The organism is Pseudomonas sp. MDT1-16 (genome assembly GCF_054898115.1).
In genome coordinates, this window is sequence record NZ_CM142717.1 from 1059634 (window position 1) to 1083058 (window position 23425).

Consider the following 23425-nt stretch of genomic DNA (forward strand, 5'->3'; position numbering starts at 1 on the left):
ACAATCACCTATCGATTCGTGCGTATGGGTCAAATGAATTTTGTGAATTCAGCGCTTATTCCGCGCGAGGCAGATCGCGACGCTGCCGCCATCGAATTCCATCCTTCCGAGACTTCTCATGAAAAAAGTTCTATTGCTCAATGGCGGCAAAAAATTTGCCCACTCCGATGGCCGTTACAACGCTACCCTGCATGAGGCTGCGCTGAGCGTGCTGGATCGTGGCGGTGTCGACGTGAAAGCCACCTTCATCGATGAGGGTTACGACGTCGCCGAAGAAGTCGCCAAATTCCTTTGGGCCGATGTGATCATTTATCAGATGCCCGGCTGGTGGATGGGCGCGCCCTGGACCGTGAAAAAGTACATCGACGAAGTCTTCACCGAGGGCCATGGCAGCCTCTACGCCAGCGACGGCCGCACCCGTTCCGACGCCTCGCAAAAGTATGGCAGCGGCGGCCTGTTGCAAGGTAAGCAGTACATGCTTTCGCTGACCTGGAACGCCCCGCAGCAAGCCTTCGACGACCCGACCGACTTCTTCGAAGCCAAAGGCGTGGACGCGGTGTACTTCCCGTTCCACAAGGCCAACACCTTCCTCGGCATGACCGGCTTGCCGACGTTCCTGTGCGTTGATGTGATGAAGCGTCCGAATGTCGAAGCCAATGTGGCGCGCTATGAGCAGCATTTGACCGAGGTGTTCGGCCTGCCGGCGTAAGGTTCCTTTTGCCCCGCATCCAGCTACTATCGAGCCAGTTTTGAATGAGGGGCATCCGTGAAAGCCAGATCCGATGAGTTGCAGATTTTCGTCTGCGTGATTGAATGCGGGTCGATTTCGGCGGCAGCCGAGCAGGTCGGACAAACGCCTTCGTGCCCTACATCGATGAGTTCCGCCGGCTCTATCCGGACATCCAGCTGGAACTCAACAGCAACGACCTGATCATTGATTTGCTGGAGCAAAGCACCGACATCGCCATCCGTATCGGCACCCTGGCCGACTCGACGCTGCATGCCCGCTCGTTGGGGTGCAGCCCGCTGCACATCGTCGCCAGCCCGGCTTATCTTGAAAAACACAGCGTACCGGCTGAAGTGGCGGATTTGTCCGGGCACACGCTGCTGGGCTTTACCCAGAACGAAGGCCTCAACCAATGGCCACTGCGCTACGTCCACGGTGATCGCTGGCCGATTCAGGCATCAATCAGCGCGTCCAGTGGCGAGACGATCAGGCACTTGGCGCTGGAAGGTCAGGGCATTGCCTGTCTGTCGCATTTCATGACGATTGATGACATCCGCGCCGGACGCCTGCAGGTGCTGCTGGCGGATTTCAACAGCGGCTATCGCCAGCCGATCAATGCGGTGTACTACCGTAACTCGCAACTTGCGCTACGGATTCAATGCTTCCTGGACTTCATCCAGGGCAAATTGACGGCTTATGCGAATGCGGACTTCAAAGGCTGACTCGTGACTCGTGACTCCTGCGCAAGCGTGATTTGGGTCAGCGGGTCTGTGTCGTCACGAGACGGGCCTCGATACTCATTGCATCACTTATTCACGCAGGGAGTTTCTCCATGAACGTATTCGTTACCGGCGCCGCTGGTTTTTTATCGGCGGCTCCAATAGCCGGGTTCGCGGTAAACATGCGCGGGAGTGCTGGGGTGGGCGCCGAAGCGGGCATCGGTGATTGAATGGGTTCGGGACGAGATGGTGTGAGTTCGCGTTTGCCCGCGATTGCATTTCCGAAGTCCCGATAACTGGCCGGGCCGCCCTCAACTCCGTAACATCCGCTCCCTCTTTCCCCGCCTGTATTTTAGGTAAGCAATGAAACCCAAACGTCTGCGCGCCGATACCCTGGCCGGGCTCACCACGTCTTTCGCTCTTCTACCCGAATGCATTGCCTTCGCGCTGGTTGCCCACCTCAATCCATTGATGGGGCTTTACGGCGCGTTCATCATTTGCACCTTGACCGCGCTCTTCGGCGGGCGGCCGGGCATGGTGTCCGGCGCCGCTGGGTCGATGGCGGTGGTGATCGTTGCGTTGGTGGTGCAGCACGGCGTGCAGTACTTGCTGGCCACCGTGTTGCTGGGTGGGTCGATCATGCTGGCGTTCGGGCTGCTGAAGCTGGGCAAGCTGGTGCGCATGGTGCCGCATCCGGTGATGCTCGGCTTCGTCAACGGTTTGGCGATTATCATTGCCCTGGCGCAGTTGGAGCACTTCAAGAGCGGTGACGTCTGGCTCAGCGGCACGCCGCTGTACCTGATGGCAGGGCTGGTTGCCGTGACGATGGCCATCGTCTACGTGCTGCCGCGCCTGACGCGTGCCGTGCCGCCGGCGCTGGTGGCGATTCTGGGTGTTGGTCTGGCGGTGTATCTGCTCGGTCTGCCGACCCGCACCTTGGGCGACATGGCGCACATCGCCGGCGGCTTGCCGACCTTTGCGCTGCCAGACATCCCTTGGACCCTGGAAACCCTGCACATCATCGCCCCCTACGCGATATTGATGGCGCTGGTCGGTCTGCTGGAAACCCTGCTGACCCTGAACCTCACCGACGAGATCACCGAGAGCCGTGGCTTCCCGGATCGTGAGTGCGTGGCGCTGGGTGCGGCCAATATGGTCTCCGGCGTATTGGGCGGCATGGGTGGCTGCGCGATGATCGGCCAGACTGTGATTAACCTCAGTTCCGGCGGTCGCGGTCGGCTGTCCGGTGTGGTGGCCGGGGTGATGATTTTGCTGTTCATCCTCTTCCTCTCACCGCTGATCGAACGCATCCCGCTGGCCGCATTGGTCGGGGTGATGTTCGTGGTGTCGCAGCAGACGTTTGCCTGGGCTTCGTTGCGGGTGGTGAACAAAGTGCCGCTGAACGACGTGTTGGTGATCATCGCGGTAACGGTGATTACGGTGTTCACCGATCTGGCCACTGCGGTGCTCTGTGGGATCATCATTGCGGCGCTCAACTTTGCCTGGCAACAGGCCCGCGAGCTCTATGCCGACGCTCATATCGAAGCCGATGGCAGCAAGCTTTATCACCTGCATGGCACGCTGTTCTTCGCCTCGACGACGCCTTTTCTCAACCAGTTCGATACCGCCAATGACCCGTCCGTGGTGACGATCGACTGTCGCCACTTGAGCTTCGTCGACTACTCGGCGATCGCCGCGCTCAAGACCCTGCGCGAGCGCTACGCCAAGGCCGGCAAGCACTTGCGCGTGCTGCACTTGTCCGAACGCTGCAAGAAACTGCTCAAGCGCGCTCGCGTGAATCACGACTAACACCAATCCCGGCAGGCGTGATGAAAATCCGCCTGCCTGATTTTCATAACCTACGACCTCCCATGCCTCTGCGCGACAACCCTTGTCCCTCCACGAAAATTACTTTCACCTCGTTTGAAAATCACACTTCGAAATGTTTTATGAGTTTCACAACCCATTCGACTTTCGGCTATTGGCTGCTGGTTTACGCCGCCATCATCCTGAAGACAATCAAGAGCGTCTGCGGCGTTCACGATCAAACTCGCCCTGGACGACTACCGCGGCGGCGACGATCACTTGCCGCTGGGAGACTGACATGATGTACGACACGCTGATTCGCAACGCCCTGATTATCGACGGCAGCAACGCGCCCGGTTATCCCGCCGACGTGGCGATTCTGAACGGTCGCATCGAGCGCATCGGCGACTTGCACGATGCCAACGCCACCGAAGAAATCGACGCCGCCGGCCGCGTGTTGGCGCCAGGTTTCATCGACGTGCACACCCACGACGATACCGTGGTGATCCGTCAGCCGCAGATGCTGCCCAAGCTCAGCCAGGGCGTGACCACCGTGATCGTCGGCAACTGCGGGATCAGCGCTTCGCCGGTGAGTTTGCGCGGCGATCCTCCCGACCCGATGAACCTGCTCGGCACCGCAGCAGCGTTCGTTTATCCAAGGTTCAGCGACTACCGCGCAGCCGTCGAAGCGGCAAACACCACGCTGAACGTGGCCGCACTGGTCGGCCACACGGCGCTGCGTAGCAACCACCTCGACGATCTGTTTCGCACTGCCACTGCGGATGAAATCACCGCGATGCGCGAGCAACTGCGTGAAAGCCTTGAGGCCGGTGCGTTGGGCCTGTCCGCGGGGCTTGCCTATGCCAACGCCTTCTCTGCCTCCACCGATGAAGTGATGCAACTGACCGAAGAGTTGGCCGCCTTCGGCGCGGTCTACACCACCCATTTGCGCAGCGAATTCGAGCCGGTGCTGGAGGCCATGGATGAGGCGTTCCAGATCGGCCGTCATGCAAAATCGCCCGTGATCATTTCCCACCTCAAATGCGCCGGCGCCGGTAACTGGGGGCGTAGCCCTCAACTATTGGCCTCGCTTGAAGAGGCCGCGAAAACCCACCCGGTGGGCTGCGATTGTTATCCCTACGCGGCGAGTTCATCGACGCTGGACCTCAAGCAAGTCACCGACGCTCATCGCATCACCATCACTTGGTCAACGCCGCACCCTGAAGTGGGCGGCCGTGACCTGATGGACATCGCCGCCGAGTGGGGCGTGCTGCTACTTGATGCCGCTCGACGTCTGCAACCGGCCGGCGCGGTGTATTACGGGATGGATGAGGCGGATGTACGAAGAATCCTCGCGCATCCGCTGTCGATGGTGGGCTCTGACGGATTGCCGGAAGACCCGTTTCCGCATCCACGCTTGTGGGGCGCATTCCCACGCGTGCTCGGACATTTCAGTCGCGATGTAGGGCTGTTTCCGCTGCACACCGCCGTGCACAAGATGACCGGGTTGTCGGCGGCGCGATTCGGCTTGAAGGAACGTGGCGAAATCCGTGAAGGACATTGGGCGGATCTGGTGTTGTTCAATCCTGTGACGATACGCGATGTGGCGGACTTCAATGATCCACAACGGGCGGCAGAAGGGATTGACGGGGTGTGGGTCAACGGTGTCTTGAGTTACAGCGAAGGCCAGGCAAATGGAAGAAGGGAAGGGCGGTTTCTGGCACGGCAAGGGGACTTGCGTGACGGAGTCCAGTAAACATTCCGAGTGCTGTGTCACAGCGATGGCACATTGAGACTAAAGAAAGCCATCGCCAAGCCGAAGCGCTGACATCTCGCCCGGCTATCTGGGCCTTATCAGTCTGGGAGCAACGCCATGAGCTTCGGCAAAACCACCCCGATCCTGCGGATTTTCGATGAAATCAAGGCCGTGGAGTTCTACGTCGACTTCCTGGGTTTCAAGATCGACTGGCAGCATCGTTTCGAGCCCAACTTTCCGTTGTACCTGCAAGTTTCCCGCGGCGAATGCGTGCTGCACTTGTCAGAGCACCACGGTGATAGCACGCCCGGCTCGGCGTTGCGGATCGAGACCGATGAACTTGAGGTATTCCTGCACCAACTGCTGGCCAAGGAATATCCGTTCGCCCGCCCACAGATCCAGGCCATGCCGTGGGGCAGCCAGGACATGACCGTGACCGACCCGTTCGGGAATCGGTTGGTGTTTACCAATGCGATTAGTGTGTAAGGCGGATTGATTTGATCGTTCCCACGCTCTGCGTGGGAACGATCAATGTGGTGTTTTACGACTGCTGCGCAGCCGAACGGGGGAAAGCCCCCCGCCACAAGGGCAGTGGCTACTCAGGTGGGTCGAGTTGATCCAACGCTCGGTTCACCGCCAGCTCGCCCAGCATGATGACTTGCGCAATGCCCAGCAGGGAATTTCGACTTGGTCCATCCATATGGTCCGCCAGATCCATGGTCATGACATTGGCCGATGCCAACGACTCACATGAATGGGCCAGCAGTGTTTCGACATCGATCTCAGGATTGACGATGAACATCCTGCCGAGCTTGCGCTCAGTGGCTTTGATGTTGAAGTGGAAATCGAGGGCGCGCTCGGCGGCTTCGTGGAGTTTTTTTGAGTTGAGGTTTTCGGACGGGGATGCTGGATCGGTATCCGGCGGATTGGGCGTTACCTTGAACATAGATGGAACTCCTGGATTGCAAATGAGGAGCCATCACCCTCGCTACCAAACGAAGGGTGGTGACCATACGGAGGTTGGTAGACCGGTCCAGGAACCCGGCGCGTCCAAAGACGCCCTGCGCACGGCCACCATAAGAAGCAGAGATGACAACTCTGCAAAAGGCGGCGCAGTACGCCTAGAAAGTCCGGGCTACCAAACCCGATCACTGTTATTCAGCGACCGAGAAACGATAGAGCCCAGGCCCAAGGCGCACAAGCCGGCGGATTCTTACGCACCTGTAGGCGATGACGCAAGACGTTGTAGCTTTCATGAAGTAACGCTGACGGCCATTAAACAAACGCTGTCTTACGACCTGGCTTTTCCGATACACAATGCGATTAGTGTCGAGAGGACGCAGCAAATTTGATGCCTGTGCTAGTGTCGTCCGATCATTTTGACGAGCTGAGGAAGCGCTTATGGCCAGCATCACCCTTAGTAATCTTGACTCCCGGCACTTTAAGCAGCTGCGTATTTCGACAGACTGCAATGGCTGTTCGATGGAAGAAGAAGCACGCATGATTCTCGTGCATGCACTTAATCAGAACGACTGTGCAAAGGGACTGGGGACTCGAATCAACCAGCGGTTCAGAGCCGATGGTGGAGTTGAGTTGGAGCTGCCTTCTCGTTAGAGCGGGCATGTAGGCTAATGCCGATCAGTTAAGCCGTAACACGATCTGTAGCAGCTGGCGAAGCCTGCGCTCGGCTGCGTAGCAGTCGTGAAATCAGTCGACAAGATGTTTCAGGAAGACCTTGCACTCAGGTTTTACGACTGCTACGCAGCCGAACGCAGGCTTCGCCAGCTGCTACAAAGAGCGTGTTTTACCTGCAATTTCTTAACTGATCGGCATTGGGCATATTGATCATTCCCACGCGGGAGCGTGGGAACGATCAGGTGTTATTACACCCGGAAGTGACTGACCATCATCTGCAACTGATTACCCAACCGCGCCAGTTCAACACTGGATGCGGCGGTTTCGTCGCTGGCGGCGGCGGTCTGTTCGGACACGTCGCGCACGTTGATGATGCTGCGGCTGATCTCTTCGGCCACGGCACTTTGCTGCTCGGCGGCCGCGGCGATCTGCTGGTTCATCGACTGGATGTTGGACACCGTGCGGGTGATGTTTTCCAGTGACACGCCAGCCTTGCGAGTCAGCGCGACGCTGCTGTCGGTCAGGGCGCGGCTGTTGTTCATCACCGCCGACACTTGTTGAGTGCCGTTCTGCAGACCGGCCACCAGGCCTTCGATTTCTTCGGTGGATTTTTGCGTGCGCTGAGCCAGGCCACGGACTTCGTCGGCAACCACCGCAAACCCCCGACCGGCTTCACCGGCACGGGCTGCTTCGATGGCGGCGTTGAGCGCCAGCAGGTTGGTCTGTTCGGCCACGGCCTTGATCACGTCCATGACGCTGCCGATCTTGTCGCTTTCCTGTTGCAGCACGTTCATGGCTTCGGTTGAGCGTGCCACTTCGGTGGCCAGACGTTCGATCTGGGCGATGGCTTCGTTGACCACCTTGTCGCCTTCGCGGGCTTGGCCGTCAGCAGCGGCCGCCGCTTGGGAGGCTTCTTCGGCGTTGCGCGCGACTTCCTGCACGGTGGCGGTCATCTCGTGCATGGCGGTGGCCACCTGATCGGTTTCGATCTTCTGGCTGTTGACGCCGGCGCTGGTTTGCTCGGTCACGGCCGACAGTTCTTCGGCAGCGCTGGCGATCTGGGTGACGCCGTCGCGGATGCCGCTGATCAAGTCGCGCAGGGTCACGCCCATGCGAGCGATGCCTTGTTGCAACACGCCGAGTTCGTCGCGGCGAGTCACTTTGACGTCCTGGGACAGGTCGCCGCTGGCGATGCGTTCAACCACGGCCAAAGTGTCGCGCAGTGGGCCGGTAATCTGACGGGTGATGATCACGGCAGCAATGATGCCCACCAGCAACGCCAGTAAGGTGCTGATCAGCTGTAGCGTGCGAGCCTGGGTACTTTCGACGTCACGGCGGTCGAGCTGGATCTGATACAGCTGGTCGCTCAGGGTCACGATGGCGGCGCCCTGGTCGGTCATTTCCTTGCGCGCCTGCACCGCATCGCTGTTCGCCGCTTTATAAGCCTGCAAGGCGCTGCGATAGTGGGTCAGTGCGCTTTCCAGCTGGCGCAGGGCGTCTTGCTGAGTGTCGGCGAAATGTACGTTGAGGGGTTTCAGGCTGGCGATCGTCACGTCCAGTTGGCCGACGGCTTTTTGCTCGGTCTCGGCGTTGGTGGTCGCGGTGTAGCCGCGCACTTCGTAGCGGGCCAGCAAGAAGGCTTCCTTGGCCGCCGTGATGGCCTGGAATTGTTCGAAGCGCTGATCGCTCAGAGGCATTTGCTGCACGCGGGTGTTGATGGCGTTGATCAGCGTGTTGGCGGTGTCGGCGTTGGCGCCCATGGCGTCGCGAGCACTGTTACCGGTGCGGTAGGCGCTGCGCATTTTGTTCAGGGACGTCTTGTAGGCATCGATGACGGCGCCTTGCTCTTTGAGCAGCTTGAGGTTTTCCGGGCTCTTGAATTTCACCTGCAGCGCTTGTTGCTGAGCGGAAAACGCGTCGAGCGTGGTCTGGACGTTCTGCGCGGCGGTTTCGTCGCCGTTGGTCAGCATGTATTGCAGGCGAACCACGCGCAGCTTGGTCAGGCCGGCGTTGAGCTGGGTGATGTCGCTCATCCAGTTGCTGCGGTCAATCAACCCGCCCAGGCTCGTCCAGCCGGTCAGGGCGAGGACGCAGGTCAGTGCCAGAACCAGGCCGAACCCCAGGCCCAGCTTCATGTTCACGCTGATATTGCCGAACCAGCTATTCATCAAAAGTCCTCCAGGGACGTTGTGCTTCTTGATCGTCGGTTGGCTGGAAGATTGTTGTTTTTGGTCGCCAGCAAGGTGAGTAGCAGACCTGTATCGGCAGCCATTGCGAGAGCTGAATGGTTTTTGCAGGACTGATGTGTAACAAGGCCTTTGTGTGGGCCTTAAGCTTTTTTTCACATGAGTTTCACCGGCTGCCGACGCCAGCCTCTCTACCCTCGTGGCATCGAATGAACGTGATGCATGCCAGCGAGGCGGCTTGATGTGGAATTGAGACTGAGTGTGTTTGGGATAAAACGCTCGATTGATCTGAGCCGTTTTGCCCGCTATCGCAATGCGGCTGTCGTGCTCGCCTCGGCGCTGTTGGTGATTCCGCTGACGGTTTGGCTTCTGCATCCCGCCGCTGTACCCGACCTGGCCCACGGTAATGTGGCCGGCGCCCGGGCATTGGCGGCCGGTTGGGCCAAGGGCAATGTGATCGTGCTGGTGCGTCACGTCGAACGCTGCGATCACTCCAGCGCAGCCTGCCTGAACGGTAACGATGGCATTACCGATCGCTCTCGCAGCGTCGCGGTGGGTGTCGGTGCACAGTTCGAGCAACTGGGGCTGGACAAAGCCGACATCTACAACAGCCCCGTGATCCGTACAGCGCAGACCGCCGGCTACATGTTCAACAAGATCGGGGTCGGTGAAGAATGGTTGATCAATTGCAAGGGCACCATGCTGCGCGACGCTCTTGCGCACAAGGCTGGCGGGCGAAACCTGATTCTGGTGACCCACAGCGAATGCATGTCGCAACTTGAGAAAGACCTCAAGTTGCCGGCCGCTACGCTCGGTTACGGCGCTTCCTTGTTCATTTCGACCGAAACGCCTCAGGCGCCGCGCATGCTCGGCTTCATCGAAGCCTCGGACTGGCGCTCGGTGACCACCGAATGAGTTTTTCCATCATCCCTCTGAATCAGGACACACGATGCTGACTTCTTCCCGTTACCGCTTCTACTGGGTGAACTTTGGCATTCCGCTGGCCTGTGCGGTCGTGGTTTTCCTGCTGTTCGACCTGACTAAAATCGACATCGCTTTCAGCGATCTTTTTTATGACCCGGTCACGCAGACGTTTCCGCTGGATCATGTCCATCTGTTCGAAAAGATCACCCATAAATGGGCGCGGATCATCCCGAACTGGACCGGAGAGTTAGCGATCGTCGGCGCCTTGCTGTCGTTTCTCTGGCCGCGTCTGAAGGTCGAAAAGCATTCGAGAATCATCGCGTTCCTGGAAAAAATCAACGTCGCGCCGGTGCTTCGGTTCGCCAGCAAGCACCGTCGGGACTTCCTCTATGTGGTGTTCGCGTTTTCCATCAGTACCGGCGTCATCCACTACCTCAAGGGGCACACCAGCGTGTACTGCCCGATCGAAACGACCCAGTACGCGGGGAAAATCGAGCATAAGGAGTGGTATCAGAATTTCGATCTGCTGAAAGTCGCAGGTGATGGGCGCTGCTGGCCGGGCGGGCATGCCTCGGGCGGCTTCACCCTGCTGGCGCTGTACTTCGTGGCGCGCCGCTACCGCTGGCGCTATTCCAAAGCGGTGATGTACGGCTCGCTGCTGCTCGGTTTTGTCTATGGCACGACGCGAGTTCTGCAAGGCTGGCATTACATGTCCCACACCTTCTGGGCCGGGATCTTCGTGTGGCTGGCGTGTCTGCTGACGGCGCTGGCGTTTTATGGGCGAGCGCGGCTGGAGATGCCGGTGCTGCAAAAGGCTGAAGAACCGGCGTTGGTGGCTCAGCCTCAATCCGTTGGCTGATTCTCCAGGGCAGACATTGCTTCTGCCGAAAGCGTCGTCAGCACCAGGCGCGAGGCAAAGTCTTTGCACAGGTGCACCGTGTTGGTCGCGATTCGCTTGTGTCGGGCCTGACCTTCGGCTTCACCGCTATTGGGGTTGACGTCGAAGTGCGGAAAATTGCTGCTGGCAATGTCCAGGCGCAAGCGATGGCCCTGTTTGAACAGGTTGCAGGTCGCGAACGGTTCGATGATCACCTTGACCCTTTCTCCCTGTTCCAGTTGTTCGGGGTTTTCCCACGAGTCCCGGTAACGGCTGCGGCGAATTCCGTCGGTGATGTTCATCGCGTAGCCGTCGGGGTAGTCGGTGCTCGCTGGATAGACGTCCACCAGCTTGGCGGTGAAGTCGGTGTCGGGCGCGTCGCTCTCAATCCATAACTCGATGTGCAGCGGGCCGGCGACGATCAAGTCTTCGGTCAGCGGCGGAGTCTGAAAACTCAGTACGTCTGCACGCCCAGCCAGTGGCTGATTGTCGCCGCGGGTGCCGAAAAAATCTGGCCGCTCACGCTGATCAAAGGCGCCACCGGCGAACACCGGGGCACCGGAGGTCAGTGCTCCGCCGATGGTGGGTACCGGCTGGTCGGGATCGGTGCGATAGCTCAGATTTGCCTCGCGCACGCTCGGACGCTCTCGGCTCAAACGCTGTTCATGGTCCAGGTACAGGCTGAGTGTCTGACTGCCCGGCAGCGGCCATTGTTGGCTTTGCAGCCAGCGACCGCCGTGTTGCAGTCGACCGTTTTCATCCGGTGTGCCGCTGCCGCCGCCCATCAAGAAGACTTTCACTGAGGCTTCATGATCAGACGCTTGAGTTGGGGTGTCCTTGAGTGAGCGCTCGAACCACTCCAGCCGGCATGTCAGCCAGTTCTCGGCCACTTGACCATCGAAGGTTGCGGCAGCGCCGAACTCGGCATTGCCGCTGTGACTGATGTTGCGGTCACCGTGCAGCCAAGGTCCCATGATCAGATGTTGCGGCGTGCTGTTATGGCGTTTGAATGCGCTGAAGTTGGCGAGGGTCGAGCTGACATACGCGTCATACCAACTGGACATGAACAACACCGGGATATCCGGCAAGTCATCGTAATGACCCTCGGCGTATATCCCTGGCTTACGCCAGTATTCACTGAAGCTGCCCTGGGCCCATTGTTCAAGCAGATAGGCTTCGTATTCAGGCACGTGACGGATAGGCGACTGACCGGGCTGCCATGGCATGCGGGCAAACCATTGATGAATATCTTCCTGCTCCAGTGCTTCGCGGATCTGTGGATCGGCCAACGCAGCCGGGCTTTCCTTGGCTTGTCGCCAGGCCCAGGTCGCCTGCTTGAGTTCGAACGCGCCACCCTGGCGGATGCCGCACTGGAAAGCGTTGGAAAAACCACCCGAGTCCAGAACCATGCTGCTTAGGCCCGGCGGATGCAGGCAGGCCATCGCCAGTTGTGTGTGGGCAGCGTAGGACAAGCCCATGCTGCCAATCCGACCGTTGCACCACGGTTGTTCGACGATCCAGGCGAGTGTGTCGAAACCATCTTCACCTTCAGCGGTGTACTTGGTGAATATTCCTTCGGAGGCATAACGTCCGCGACAGTCCTGAAAGATCGCCACAAACCCTTGCTCGGTAAATCGTGCGGCCATTGCCTGGCGGGAAATGTGCTGGCCGTCGAGTTGCTTCTCTGAGCGCGAGGGTTTGCTCTTGTCGTAAGGCGTGCGCTCGATGACGACCGGAAACGGGCTTTCAATGTTTTTCGGCAGGTAAATGTCGGTGGCCAGATGTACGCCATCGCGCATGGGGACTCGTTGGTCGCGCAGAATTTGCATGGCCGGTGACGCTTGTTCAGAAAGGGAATTCATATCAAAACCTTGTTGACGCTGGCACCTGCGGACAGCACTGCAGGTGCCGTTGCACAGTCAGTAACCGGTGTTCACCGCGATGGCCAGAAGGATCATCGCCAGCACCATGTAGATCACGAATAGCGGCAGGATGTAGCGTGCCCATTGGCCCCAGCCGACTTGCGCGGTGGCCAGCAGCACCAGCAAACCGCTGGAGGTCGGCGTGATCATGTTGGTCAAGCCGTTGCCCAGCAGAAACGCATACACCGTGGTTTGCGGGCTGACACCGGAGAGTTGGCCGAGCGGGCCGAAAATCGGCATGGTCACCGCTGCCTGGCCAGACGTTGAAGGGATCAGCACGTCCAACCCCAGTTGCGAGAAGAACATGCCGTAGGCCGACACCACCGGGCCATGATCACTGACCACACTGGCCAGGCCGTTGACGATGGTGTCCAGCACCTGTCCGGTCGTGAGGATGATTTCAACGGCTGTTGCCAGACCTATCAGCACACCGGCAATCAGCACCTTTTTCATGCCATCGACGAACGCGTTCGCCGCGGCACTGGCGCCAAGACCTGCAATGACGGCGAAGCCGGTGCTCAGCAGCAGATAGAACGCGGAAAGCTCGTGGTACTTCCACTGCCAACGGGTCGAGGCGAAGACCATGAATGCGATGCCGCTACCCAGGATCAGCAGGTTTAGCATGTGGCGGATCGGCAATGGTTTGTGTTCGAAGCTGATTTTCGCGCTGGCGTCGAAACCTTGCTTGTGGATGCTCCACAGCACGAAGGCAATACCCACCGTCAGGAACACGGCGTAGGCCGCAATCCGCATGCTCATGCCGCTGAAAATCGGCAAGCCGACCATCGGTTGCGCGACCGATAGCACCACGGGGTTAGTGATGGATGCCAGGTAACCGATCTTCACCGAAATGCAGACGATCGCCAGCCCGATCAGGTTCGACAATCCCAGGCGATTGGCCATGGCCACCATCAATGGCACGATCAGGATGAATTCCTTGGCCAGCCCCATGAAGGTGCTGCCGGCCGAGAACACCAGCATCAGCATAGGCACCAGCACGTAGATGTTGCCCCGGGTCATTCCCAGCAAACGTTCGAGACCGGCGTCGATCACGCCAGCCTTGTTCAGAACGCCGAACATGCCACCGATGAACAGCACCATGAAAATCAGCGCTGCACGCTTTTCGATGCCTTGAGGAATTGCCATGAAGCCTTCGACCAGTGACACCGGCCGGGCTATGGTGTCATTCGCCTTGCGTGGCTCCATGGAGAATAACCGAGTCAGCGAATGGCTCTTCTCCAGTACCTGATAGGAGCCCGGCACCACTAACGCATTCTGGCGCTGGAAGGTGCCGGAGTTGACGGCATAGGTGAACGCCACTGCGAGCAGAACGATGCTCAGCAGGATGATCGCCGGGTTGACAGGTTTGCGTTGGCCGGTCTTGCCGTTTTCCACTTTCGTGGATGCAGCGTTCGGCTGGGAGATGGTGATTTGTGGTTCGGTCATGATTCTTGCCCTGGCTGGCAGGGCGGCCCTCGCGGTTGTTGTTTTTGGTGTCAGCTCTTGGTGAGGCAGACACTAGGGCAAACGCGAAAGCGCCACAACGTTATGCGTGGAGCGGGTTGAGCTATGCGTTTTGTCATCGGCCAAGGTCTTGATCGACGTTATTTGCGAGCGGCGGACGCTGTGCTCAGGTGCTGTTTGAGGTGTTCGGCAAAAGCATCGACAACCGCCTGGCGCGGCTCATCACGACGGAAGGCGAGGCCAAAGGCATAGGGCAGGGCGGGCCGAAACGGGCGGCTGACTATCGGCAGATGAGCGAAGTGGCTGGCCAGTAAACCGTTGACGATCGACACCCCCAAACCCTCGGCGACAAAGCTGCATGCGGCACCGACGGAGTGCACTTCGATCCGTACCAGCGGCGTCAGGTTCACTGCGCGAAAGACTTGATTGAGCTCAGCTCTCAGCGCCCGTTGGCGGCCCAGCAGGACCAGCGGCACATCACGTAAATGCTGAACCTCAATGAACGCGTGACGGGTCAGCGGATGGTCCGCCGGCATCACACAAACGCCTTCGGTCTCTAACACCGGCTCGACGTCAAAGTCCGGCAGTTCAGTGGGTAATCGTACGAACCCCAGGTCAGCCGAACGATCAAGCACCGCGCGCTCGATCATGTCGTAAGAGCCTGTCAGCAACTCGATGACAATGTCTTCGTGACTCTTGAGAAACGCGGCAACAATCTTCGGCAGCAATTCTTGGGTCATGCTGGTCGGCACTCCCACTTTGAGCAAACTCTTGCGCGAGCGACCGACTCGCAATTCGTCGGCCAGACGCTGGATACGCTGCATGCCGTCCACCAGTCCTGCGACCTCGGTGAGCAACTCTTCGGCCTCGGGGGTGGCCATCAGGCGACCCTTTTTGCGCAAAAACAAAGCGAATCCCAAGTGTTCTTCGAGCTGCGTCAGCAAGCGGCTGACCGCCGATTGGGACAGGCCCATTCGCGTCGCCGCGCCGATGGTCGAGCCGGTGGACATGATTGCCTTGAAGGCCTCGAGTTGCTTGAGATTCACGCAGGGATTTCCTTGGTTTCCAGAGACGCGACATGCCGCGCCACGAGCTTACGCATAGCCTGATGCGCTTCTCGCATAATGTTGTGGACGCGCCGATGAGTCGTTAGTGTCCGCCCCAATACGCCGCTGAGTCCAGCGCGATACCACATCAACATTGAGACATATCCCGTCAGCGGGACCTTTGCTACTGCCCATAAAATCGACAATACGGCGCTGAGGAAATGGTTATGCGTGATCTGTTCACGAGAGGCGTAATTGTGTCCGCAGGGATACTGGCGAGCCTGTCAGCGGAGCTGATGGCTCAGGGGTTTCTGGAGGATTCGCAAGGCAAACTGTCCCTGCGCAATTACTACTTCAACGACGATTATCGCGAGGGTGGCAATGACCGCAGAGAGTGGGCCCAAGGCTTTCTGCTCAACCTGCAATCGGGCTACACCGAAGGAACCGTGGGCTTTGGTCTGGATGCCTTGGGGCTGGCCGGACTCAAGCTGGATTCAAGTCCAACCCATGCAGGCACTGGCCTGTTACCCGTACACGACGATGGGCATGCAGCGGACGGTTTTTCAAGCCTGGGCGTGACGGCGAAGATGCGCATCGGCGATGTCGTTGTGAAAACCGGCAACTTGCTGCCGAGGATTCCAGTGCTGGTCTACAACGACGGCCGCCTGCTGCCGCAGACCTTTCGCGGCACTCAGGTCGAATACACCGGTATCCGTGACCTGTATTTGCACACTGGGCACTTGGACAAGTTCAAGCAGCGCAACTCCACTGACAGTGTCGACATTTTTCCCCAGGGCTATACGGGTGACAAAGGCACGGATTTCGATTTCGCCGGAGCGACCTACAAATTTACGCCGAACCTCAGTGGCACTTGGTACTACGGCGAAATGCGCGAGTTTTACCGTCAGCAGTTTCTCGGTCTGGTGCACAAGCTGCCAGTGGGCAGCGGCAGCCTGACCAGCGACCTGCGCTACTTCATCAGCAGCGATGCGGGCGAGGCGCGTAATGGTCTGGTCGATGCCGACATGTTCAGTGGTCTGTTTACCTACCGTCTTGGCGCTCAAGCGATCGGTGTCGGGTATCAGAAAGTCACCGGCGACACGGCGCTGCCTTACACCAGCGTCTCTACGGTCTACTCGTTCACTAATGCCGGTGTCGGAAAATTCATCCAGGGCGGTGAGCAAACCTGGATGCTGCGCTACGACTATGACTTCGCGGCCGTACTTCCCGGGTTGAGCTTCATGACTCGCTACTACAAGGGTGAGAACGGTGATTTCAAAGGACGAGAAGCCCGCGAGTGGGAATCGGATACCAACCTGCGCTATGCCATTCAGGACAGCGCCTTCAAAGGGTTGGGGATGGAAGTGCGCAAGGCGACTTACCGTTCGACCTACGCCAGCGATCGGGACAACTGGCGGCTGTACCTGACGTATGACATTGCGTTGTGGTGATACAACCCTGAACCCGTCAATTGACGAAACCCGTAATCCTGGTGGGGATTGCGGGTTTTTGTTGTCCGGGAAATTGCATAGGCTCTGGCTACCGAAGAGGGGATCGGGAAGCCCGAGCATAAGCGGTGAATGCTTAATGAACGGTGAACGGCAGACGATGTATTACGAGAGACGTCTGGACCAGCGCTGTTCCGGTGCTTCAAAGCGATCATTGATCAACGCCGTCAACACATGATCCTGCCAGCGCCCGGCGATACTCAGGTAGGCCTTGGCGTAGCCCTCACGTTCAAATCCAAGGCGCTCCAGCAGCCGCGCACTGCGTTCATTACCAGGGATGTAATTGGCCATGATCCGGTGCAGTGTCTGCTCATCGAACATGTAGCTGATTCCCGCTTCCAGTGCTTCCTGCATCAAGCCCTGGCCCTGATGAGATTCGTCGATGTGGTAACCGAGATAGCAGGCCTGAAACGCCCCGCGAGTGATGCCGCTGAAGTTGCAGGCGCCGATCATCTGGTCGTTGTCCCGATCCAGCAGCGCGAAATGTACCGCCAGGCCGGCCTGGAAAGCGCTGGCTTGCACCTCAAGGCGCGGGCGGATGTGTTCAGGGCTATGGTAATCGGCGGGGCGAATCGGCGACCACCGGGCGAGATGCCTCTGGTTGCGCCGGTAGAAGTCGCTTTCCAGCGTCGCCTGTTCAGGGTCGAGCACCGCCAGCGTCAAGCGTTTACAGGGCAGGGACAACAGCGGCATAGGGCGCTCCGGTTCGCGGGGATCGTCGCGCAAGCATTACGTGGCCTGCGGAAAAACTCAAACCGCCAGCGGTAACGTCACGATAAAGGTGCTGCCCTTGCCGTCACCGTCGCTCATGCCGATGACCGTGCCGCCATGGGCTTCGACCAGCTCGCGAACCACCGTCAGGCCAATGCCAAGGCCCGCACCATTGAAGCCGGCCGCGTGAACGTCCTGCACAAACGGCTCGAAGATATACGGCAGGGCCTTGGCGGAAATACCGATGCCGTCATCGCAAATACGCATCTGCAGCACGTCGGCTTCAGCGCTCACCGACAGCGTGACATTGCCACCCGATGGCGTGTATTTGGCCGCGTTGCCCAGCAGGTTGCCGAGAATCTGCGTGAGGCGTACCGGGTCACCCTCCACCGCCAACGCGCACTCGGGCAGTTCAGCGGTGAAGTGCAAATGGTGAGCCGTCATCACCGGGCTGCACACGTCGATGGCCTGATGGATGATCTGCACCATGTCCACGATGCGGCAATCGAGGCGCAACTTGCCGATGCTGGCGCGGGACACGTCGAGCAAATCGTCTACCAGTCGCGACATGTGTTGCACCTGGCTTTCGATCAGTGCCTGCATGCGCGGCAATTCCTCGCTGGGAACGCGCACCAGTCGTCCGGCGAGCATGCTGATGGGCGTCAGCGGATTGCGCAGTTCGTGAGCCACCAGGGTGAGGATGTTGCGTTGTTGTTCCAGGGCATGTTCGGCTGAGGCTTGCAGGTCTTGCGCGCTGAGGACCGCGATCACCAATTGCGCGTTGGCTTCGCGCATCTCCAGGAACAGTCGTTGTTCTTCCTGCGTGCGTTTTGGTTTTTCTGCATCGGACTGCGCCAGCAAGATCGCCAGCACCAATTGCTGATTGGCCTCGATCAGTTGCTCGACCTGCTGGCTATCGACCAGCCGGGTGTTGGCGTCGCTCAGCTCTTTTTGCAGCGCCGCCAGCACCGCCCGAGCCTCAACAGTTTTCTGGCCGAGCAGGAACAGCTCGCGAGCGGCAGTGGCCTTCGCTTCCTCGCTCTTGCTATCGGCCGTGCTCATGACCTTGACTCACGCATTGTCTTTTCCGGGACGTTGCCGGGTTGGCCGGCCGCCGAGTAAGCCTTCCTGGTCGGGCAACATCTCGCCGATCTGCAAACCGTTATCGTCGATGCGGTAAAGCCGTAGCTCATCGGAGTGGACGCTGGCCCGCACCTTGACCACGGCCATGATGCGCAGCAAACGGCTCTGCACTTCGATGTAGCGCTGAACGATGATTGCGTCGGTGAGAAATGCCGTGCCGTAAGGGCTGAAACGCAGGTCGGTGTAGCGGTCTTCCAGCTCTGAGGTCATCAACACGCTGACCCCGGCACTCGTCAACGCAGTGACCATGCGCGACAGCGACTCGCGATAGTCTTCGCGGAAGGTCGGCGCGAGCGCCAGTTCGAAGCCCGACAGCGAATCGATGACCACGCGAGTCGCTTTCAATCGGGTGATTTCGCTCAATAGCAAATGCACGATTTCGTCGATGGACAGGTCCGGGGCGCGGCTGTCCACCAGACCGACCTGTCCGCTCTCGATCAGGCCCGAAAGGGTGGCGTTCTGGGAGTGATTAGGTCTTTGTTCAAACACCGCGATCACACCGGTTTCACCATTGCGCGCGCCCTCGGCGAGGAAGGTCCCCGCCAGAATGCTTTTACCCGATCCCGACGGCCCGGCCACCAGCAAGGAATAACCACGGGGCAGGCCGCCGCCAAGCATCTCGTCGAGCTGTGGCACGCCCATTTTCAGGCGCTTGATGGGGTACTCCGGCGGAGCTTCGACCGGGTTGAGTGTCGCAGGCGCAAAGACCTTGATCCCCGACGTCGCGATGCGGAAGGTGTGCAGCCCTGGCAGCGTTGGCTGGCCGCGCATCTTCATGATTTCCATCTTGCGCACCATGGAATTGCGCTGAACGCTCTGGCGCAGCCAGATCAGGCCGTCGGCCACGGTGAAAATCGGGTTGGTGTCGGTTTCGGTGAAATATTCGCCAATCAGGAAGGTCGTCGCCTGCCAGGTGGTCATCAACATGCCCAATTGCTGAACGAACTGCGGCAGGTTGTTGTTGGGGTTGTCTTGGGTCTGGCTCGCCAGCACCACCGAACGGAACGAGTCGACAAATACCAGTCCCGGGGAGTGAGCCTCCACCTCGCTGACGATGCGCCGCAGCACTTCGTCCAGGTTCCCGGCCAGGGTGTCGTCAGCCAGATTGATGTAGCGGATCGACTGGTTGATCGCTTCGCTGTCGAAAAAATCGAATTGCTGCTGATAACGCAGCATCTTCAGCGGCGGCTCGCCCAGTACGGTAAAGAACAGCGCCGGACGCTCAGGGGTCGCCAGGGCGAACATCATCTGATGCGCCAAGGTGGTTTTGCCACAGCCAGGCGGGCCCGCGATCAGGTTGAACGAAAACTCCGGCAATCCACCGCCCAGCACCTCGTCCAGTCCTGGCACGCCGGTGGCCAGACGGTTGATAGTCACTTTGGTGCTCATGGCGAATTTTCCTGCGAAGGGGTGTCGCTCAAAGAAGGTTTCCACATGCCACGAAGCAAACGTTCGGTGAGCGAGGGCCCGATGAGCGTGGTCAGCTGCTCGTAAAAGGTAGCAAGCAACACTTCACCGAAAAACTGCGCATCGGCGTCGCTTTGCTCAACGATTACGGACTTGAGGGCAGTCAGATCCATGCCGGACGGCACTCTGTCATAGGTGCGGGCCAGACGCGGATGAGTGGAGGCGCACAGGTGGAGGCTGCGGCGATAAAGCGCTGCAACCCCTTGGTGGCCGATGATGGGCGTGAGGGCTACATCCATATCCCGCAAGGTTGAAATGATCGCCTGGGCGATCCTTGCAATGTCAGCGTTGGGGCCAACACGGTGCGCCAGAGAAGCTACGATCTGGCGGCTCTCTTCGCTCTGCGTGGACATGGCTAACTGATATCTGATGGACAGAGCTTGATGGTACACCCTATGGGGCGTTGCGAGTGATTTGCGTCAGAGGATTGCGGGAGGGCGGGCAAACCGTAGTTTCTTGAATGAGCGAGCGCAATGTACCCGTTGGTGAGAGGTTGCGGGGGTGAAGAAAAATTCATGTCGATGAGTTCGCCGCTTCACGCTCTGAAACACGCCTAAGGCAAATGATCAGCCGCAAAGTCCGCTTCCGAGCGCGCCCGCAAACGGCCCTTGCGGCAGGCCTGCTGGAATTGTTCGAAGTCGCGCTCATTCTGCGCGGTGTAGCTTTGCGCGTACTTGAATAGCGCGTCGGCCAGCGCATCGCCCTTGCCGATGTAGCCGCTGATCTGCGCAGCGCGCCCGGACGATTTGGCATGGGCGCGGGCCAGAGCGCGGCCACAAACGCGTCCGTAGGCGGCGAAGGTGTCTGCGTCGAACGTCTCGAGTTCAGCCGAGACTTTCATGTCGCGCAACTGACGCACACAGAAGTGTCGACCGCTGGGACCGGTGGTCCAGCCGAGAAACAGGTCACTGGCCGCTTGCATCAGCCGCTGTCCATCGACCACGCGCTGACCGTTATGCCGCACACGCGACTTGGTCTTCACGTAATCGGCAAGCACCGAGCGACGTGCCTCCTTGAATTGCAGGAACAGCGGGTTTTCCTGGTCATCGGTCAACAGCGCGACCAGGCAACGAGTGCCGACACTGCCCACACCGACCACCTTGAACGCCATGTCGTGGGCATGAAAACGCGACAACAGCGCGCGGCGGTCGGCTTGCAGCGTGCCGGGATAGTCGCGCATGAACGCGTCGTAAAGCGGCCGCCAGTCCGACAGGCGCAGCCAGTCGTCGTCGGCATCCAGCAGCGTGGTGTTTTTGTGCAAATGGAAAATTTCCGGCAGATCATCGCGAATGATCAGTCGGCCATGTGCGTCACGTTCACTGATTTTCGGCAGCAGTTCGGCATGGGTGCGGCGTTCGGCTTTTTCGATGGCGTGCTCTACATGCTCCAGGGTCGCTTTGCTCGCCTGCTGCTGCAGGTCGTCGTAACTGATGGACTCGTACCAGGTTTCCAGGGCGCTTTGTTCGGCGCACTCAAGCATGGTCTGTTGGTAAGCGCCGACCACCTGGCGGCAGACCGTTTCTTCGACCGTGTCGCCATGGCGCAGATCGCGCGCTGCCACCACGAAACTCGCCACCAGCCGTTTCACGTCCCACTCCCAAGGCCCGGGATGGGCTTGATCGAAATCGTTGACGCTGAACAGCAGATTGCGTTCCGGTGTCGCGAAACCGCCGAAGTTCATCAGGTGACTGTCGCCGCAGATGGGTGAAACCAGGCCCATGCTGGGTGTTCCGGCCAAGTCGTGAGCTTGCAGTAGCGCATTGCCGCGATAGAAGGTGAACGGCGACACCAACATGCGCCCGTACCGCAACTCGACCAGCGACTTGATCCGGCCTTCACTGGACGATTTGATCAGCGGCAGCGGGTCACGATTTATCTTCCCCATGGACGCCTGCGAACCGCGGGAGCAGTTCTTGCGAGCATCCTTGCCTTGCTTCAAGCGGTCTTTGAGGGTGGTCATGGGGGCTCGTTTGGTGGGTGTTTTTCGGATGTTTGAGAGATGAGTGTAGAAGGGCTTCGTGTCTTCATCCGAAGTGTTTGGGCATTGACCGAGAGGGCGAAAAAAAGCACCTGCGATAGTCTCGTCAGCTCCCGTCCGATCCAGCGATGACCCCATTGTCAAATCCGTAATCAACGTCGGCTATCTCCTTGCTCGAAGCGTTAGGAATTTTCCTACACTGCGCTGGGAATTCCCTTGCTCATAGTCGAGCCATCCACTGTCAGAATCCACCGTCTTGGCCTCAAGGTATCGGCGGACTACAAATGACCTCACCGCGTGTTCTCGTTCTAGAAAATCATTCTTTCCAGCGCAGTGTGGTCGTCTCTGCTTTGCAGCAGTCAGGTGTTTCCGACATTTTGCAGGCCCGCAGCGGCGAGCAAGCGTTGGCACTGATGCAAAGGCACGGGGGTGTTGATGTTGCCCTGTGTGACTTGGGGCATAAGGGAATGGATTGCCTCGATTTTTTAAACTGTGCCGGTCAGTTTTCGATGGTTCGTGCCGTCATTCTCTATTGTGAGTTTCAGCCGCAGTTGCAGCGGGCGATCGAACAGATGGCCTCATTTTCAGGCCTCGAACTTTTGGGGACGTTGAGCACGCCCATACAGTTGAAACCGCTGCAAAAAATATTGCAGCGATACAAACGCAAATGCTTGGCGGCTTCCCCAGTCCTGGTGCCGGCAAGCACGCTACCCAGTGAGGATGACATCCGCCGTGGGCTAGCCTTGGGCGAGTTTCGTGCCTTCTTCCAACCCAAGTTTTTGCTGGCCAGCGGTAAAGTCGCCGGGGCTGAGGTTTTAGCCCGTTGGCAGCATCCTTCGAAAGGGCTTCTACTGCCCAGAGACTTCTTGGCAGCAGTGCTGGCCTACGATTTGATCGATGAGATGTTCAAGCAACTGCTGGAGCAGGGGCTGAGCTTGCTCAGAGTGTTGCATCGACAGACACGGCCACTGAAGCTGTCTTTTAATCTCCATGCCTCTCAGCTGCAAGGCACTGGATTAACGGATCATATTCGTGAAGCGCTGCGACGTCATGAGCTGGAGGGAGCTGATCTGACGTTCGAGCTAGCAGAGAATGGCTTGCTTGAGATTCCATCAGGTACTCAAGAAAGTCTGCTGCGGCTGCGCATGATGGGATGCGGACTTTCGATCGATGATTTTGGTGTGGGCTTCTCTTCGTTAAAGTTGCTTTGCCAGTTACCATTCACGGAAATCAAATTGGATGGTGAGTTTGTTCAAAGCATTCGAGAACCCAGAAGCAAAGCCGTGATAGCCAGCACCATCGCCTTGGCTCAATCACTGAACATGGAACTGGTGATTGAAGGGGTCAGCGACGAGAAAGAGTGTCTTGCTTTAATCGAAATGGGCTGTGTACTGGGGCAGGGTTTTTACTATGCGCAGCCAATGTCATCGCACGAGCTTCTGACGTGGCTGCAAAATCCAATCACAGTCGCGCCTGCAGGATTGAGCCACGCACTTCTGTCTCGTTATTGAGAACCGTCTCATTCCTCCAGATGACGGGACCCGCCGCACACCTTG

General features: G+C 58.7%; 19 protein-coding genes and 4 pseudogenes. 12 read left to right on the plus strand and 11 right to left on the minus strand.

Annotated features, from left to right (window positions below):
• The first annotated feature begins 118 nt into the window (after window positions 1–118).
• The 7 genes and pseudogenes from ACYZT3_RS04660 (at window position 119) to ACYZT3_RS04690 (ending at window position 5494) form a co-directional block, all read left to right on the plus strand.
• Entirely contained in the window at window positions 119–709 is a 591-nt protein-coding gene (locus ACYZT3_RS04660) for an NAD(P)H-dependent oxidoreductase (protein ID WP_462031606.1), read from the plus strand.
• A gap of 57 nt (window positions 710–766) precedes the next feature.
• Window positions 767–1449: pseudogene (locus ACYZT3_RS04665) on the plus strand (LysR substrate-binding domain-containing protein).
• 151 nt (window positions 1450–1600) lie between these two features.
• Window positions 1601–1701 (plus strand): annotated as a pseudogene (locus ACYZT3_RS04670) (NAD-dependent epimerase/dehydratase family protein); the annotation flags it as partial.
• Between the two features lie 108 nt (window positions 1702–1809).
• Entirely contained in the window at window positions 1810–3255 is a 1446-nt protein-coding gene (locus ACYZT3_RS04675; RefSeq protein WP_282374840.1) for a SulP family inorganic anion transporter, read from the plus strand.
• 199 nt (window positions 3256–3454) lie between these two features.
• Window positions 3455–3549, plus strand: a pseudogene (locus ACYZT3_RS04680) (MurR/RpiR family transcriptional regulator); the annotation flags it as partial.
• 1 nt (window position 3550) lies between these two features.
• Window positions 3551–5008 carry an N-acyl-D-amino-acid deacylase family protein gene (locus tag ACYZT3_RS04685; protein ID WP_462031607.1) on the plus strand — a complete coding sequence of 486 codons (1458 nt, stop codon included), beginning with the start codon at window positions 3551–3553 and terminating at the stop codon, window positions 5006–5008.
• 117 nt (window positions 5009–5125) lie between these two features.
• Entirely contained in the window at window positions 5126–5494 is a 369-nt protein-coding gene (locus ACYZT3_RS04690; protein ID WP_282374842.1) for a glyoxalase superfamily protein, read from the plus strand.
• Between the two features lie 109 nt (window positions 5495–5603).
• Here the strand turns inward: ACYZT3_RS04690 and ACYZT3_RS04695 are convergent, their stop codons facing one another.
• Complete coding sequence (locus ACYZT3_RS04695) at window positions 5604–5954, minus strand: DUF6124 family protein (protein WP_462031608.1); 351 nt, start codon at window positions 5952–5954, stop codon at window positions 5604–5606.
• A 455-nt stretch (window positions 5955–6409) separates the two neighbouring features.
• On the opposite strand from ACYZT3_RS04695, the gene ACYZT3_RS04700 reads away from it, so the two are divergent.
• On the plus strand, window positions 6410–6622 hold the full coding sequence (locus tag ACYZT3_RS04700; protein ID WP_462031609.1) for a FitA-like ribbon-helix-helix domain-containing protein: 213 nt from the start codon (window positions 6410–6412) through the stop codon (window positions 6620–6622).
• 269 nt (window positions 6623–6891) lie between these two features.
• Here the strand turns inward: ACYZT3_RS04700 and ACYZT3_RS04705 are convergent, their stop codons facing one another.
• Together ACYZT3_RS04705 and ACYZT3_RS04710 are read right to left on the minus strand one after the other, a co-directional pair.
• Window positions 6892–7755: a methyl-accepting chemotaxis protein gene (locus ACYZT3_RS04705; RefSeq protein ID WP_462032337.1), complete on the minus strand. Its 864-nt coding sequence runs from the start codon at window positions 7753–7755 to the stop codon at window positions 6892–6894.
• A 42-nt stretch (window positions 7756–7797) separates the two neighbouring features.
• A pseudogene (locus ACYZT3_RS04710) lies at window positions 7798–8811 on the minus strand (methyl-accepting chemotaxis protein); the annotation flags it as partial.
• Window positions 8812–9072: 261 nt separating this feature from the next.
• Between ACYZT3_RS04710 and pmrG the strand changes: the two are divergent.
• Together pmrG and ACYZT3_RS04720 are read left to right on the plus strand one after the other, a co-directional pair.
• The gene (pmrG, locus tag ACYZT3_RS04715; protein ID WP_282374846.1) at window positions 9073–9744 is read left to right on the plus strand and encodes a lipopolysaccharide core heptose(II)-phosphate phosphatase PmrG; all 672 of its coding nucleotides are present in this window, start codon (window positions 9073–9075) and stop codon (window positions 9742–9744) included.
• A gap of 34 nt (window positions 9745–9778) precedes the next feature.
• Window positions 9779–10612 (plus strand): phosphatase PAP2 family protein, encoded by an 834-nt coding sequence (locus tag ACYZT3_RS04720; RefSeq protein WP_462031610.1) that lies wholly within the window; start codon window positions 9779–9781, stop codon window positions 10610–10612.
• Here ACYZT3_RS04720 and ACYZT3_RS04725 read toward each other — a convergent pair.
• The 3 genes from ACYZT3_RS04725 to ACYZT3_RS04735 all read right to left on the minus strand — a co-directional run bounded on the left by ACYZT3_RS04725 (window position 10597) and on the right by ACYZT3_RS04735 (window position 15062).
• Window positions 10597–12459: a CocE/NonD family hydrolase gene (locus ACYZT3_RS04725; RefSeq protein ID WP_462032338.1), complete on the minus strand. Its 1863-nt coding sequence runs from the start codon at window positions 12457–12459 to the stop codon at window positions 10597–10599. The two genes, ACYZT3_RS04720 and ACYZT3_RS04725, sit on opposite strands and share 16 nt — an antisense overlap.
• A 90-nt stretch (window positions 12460–12549) precedes the next feature.
• On the minus strand, window positions 12550–13998 hold the full coding sequence (locus tag ACYZT3_RS04730) for a YfcC family protein (RefSeq protein WP_461976797.1): 1449 nt from the start codon (window positions 13996–13998) through the stop codon (window positions 12550–12552).
• Between the two features lie 158 nt (window positions 13999–14156).
• Window positions 14157–15062 (minus strand): LysR family transcriptional regulator, encoded by a 906-nt coding sequence (locus ACYZT3_RS04735; RefSeq protein WP_282374849.1) that lies wholly within the window; start codon window positions 15060–15062, stop codon window positions 14157–14159.
• Window positions 15063–15289: 227 nt separating this feature from the next.
• On the opposite strand from ACYZT3_RS04735, the gene ACYZT3_RS04740 reads away from it, so the two are divergent.
• Window positions 15290–16513 (plus strand): OprD family porin, encoded by a 1224-nt coding sequence (locus ACYZT3_RS04740; protein WP_462031611.1) that lies wholly within the window; start codon window positions 15290–15292, stop codon window positions 16511–16513.
• Window positions 16514–16675: 162 nt separating this feature from the next.
• On the opposite strand, the gene rimJ is transcribed toward ACYZT3_RS04740, so the two are convergent.
• From rimJ to ACYZT3_RS04765, 5 genes are all read right to left on the minus strand, one after another.
• Window positions 16676–17263, minus strand: a complete 588-nt coding sequence (rimJ, locus tag ACYZT3_RS04745) for a ribosomal protein S5-alanine N-acetyltransferase (protein WP_282374851.1) — start codon at window positions 17261–17263, stop codon at window positions 16676–16678.
• A 57-nt stretch (window positions 17264–17320) separates the two neighbouring features.
• The gene (locus tag ACYZT3_RS04750) at window positions 17321–18343 is read right to left on the minus strand and encodes a sensor histidine kinase (protein ID WP_282374852.1); all 1023 of its coding nucleotides are present in this window, start codon (window positions 18341–18343) and stop codon (window positions 17321–17323) included.
• A gap of 9 nt (window positions 18344–18352) precedes the next feature.
• Window positions 18353–19813: an ATPase domain-containing protein gene (locus ACYZT3_RS04755; RefSeq protein ID WP_462031612.1), complete on the minus strand. Its 1461-nt coding sequence runs from the start codon at window positions 19811–19813 to the stop codon at window positions 18353–18355.
• Window positions 19810–20244, minus strand: a complete 435-nt coding sequence (locus ACYZT3_RS04760; RefSeq protein WP_282374854.1) for a hypothetical protein — start codon at window positions 20242–20244, stop codon at window positions 19810–19812. Before ACYZT3_RS04760 ends, ACYZT3_RS04755 begins: the two co-directional genes overlap by 4 nt.
• 200 nt (window positions 20245–20444) lie before the next feature.
• Window positions 20445–21851, minus strand: coding sequence for a DUF2252 domain-containing protein (locus ACYZT3_RS04765; protein WP_462031613.1), 1407 nt, complete (start codon window positions 21849–21851; stop codon window positions 20445–20447).
• Between the two features lie 302 nt (window positions 21852–22153).
• Between ACYZT3_RS04765 and ACYZT3_RS04770 the strand changes: the two genes are divergently transcribed.
• A complete protein-coding gene (locus ACYZT3_RS04770; protein ID WP_282374856.1) occupies window positions 22154–23380 on the plus strand; it encodes an EAL domain-containing response regulator in 1227 nt (408 codons plus the stop codon).
• The last annotated feature ends 45 nt before the right edge of the window (window positions 23381–23425 follow it).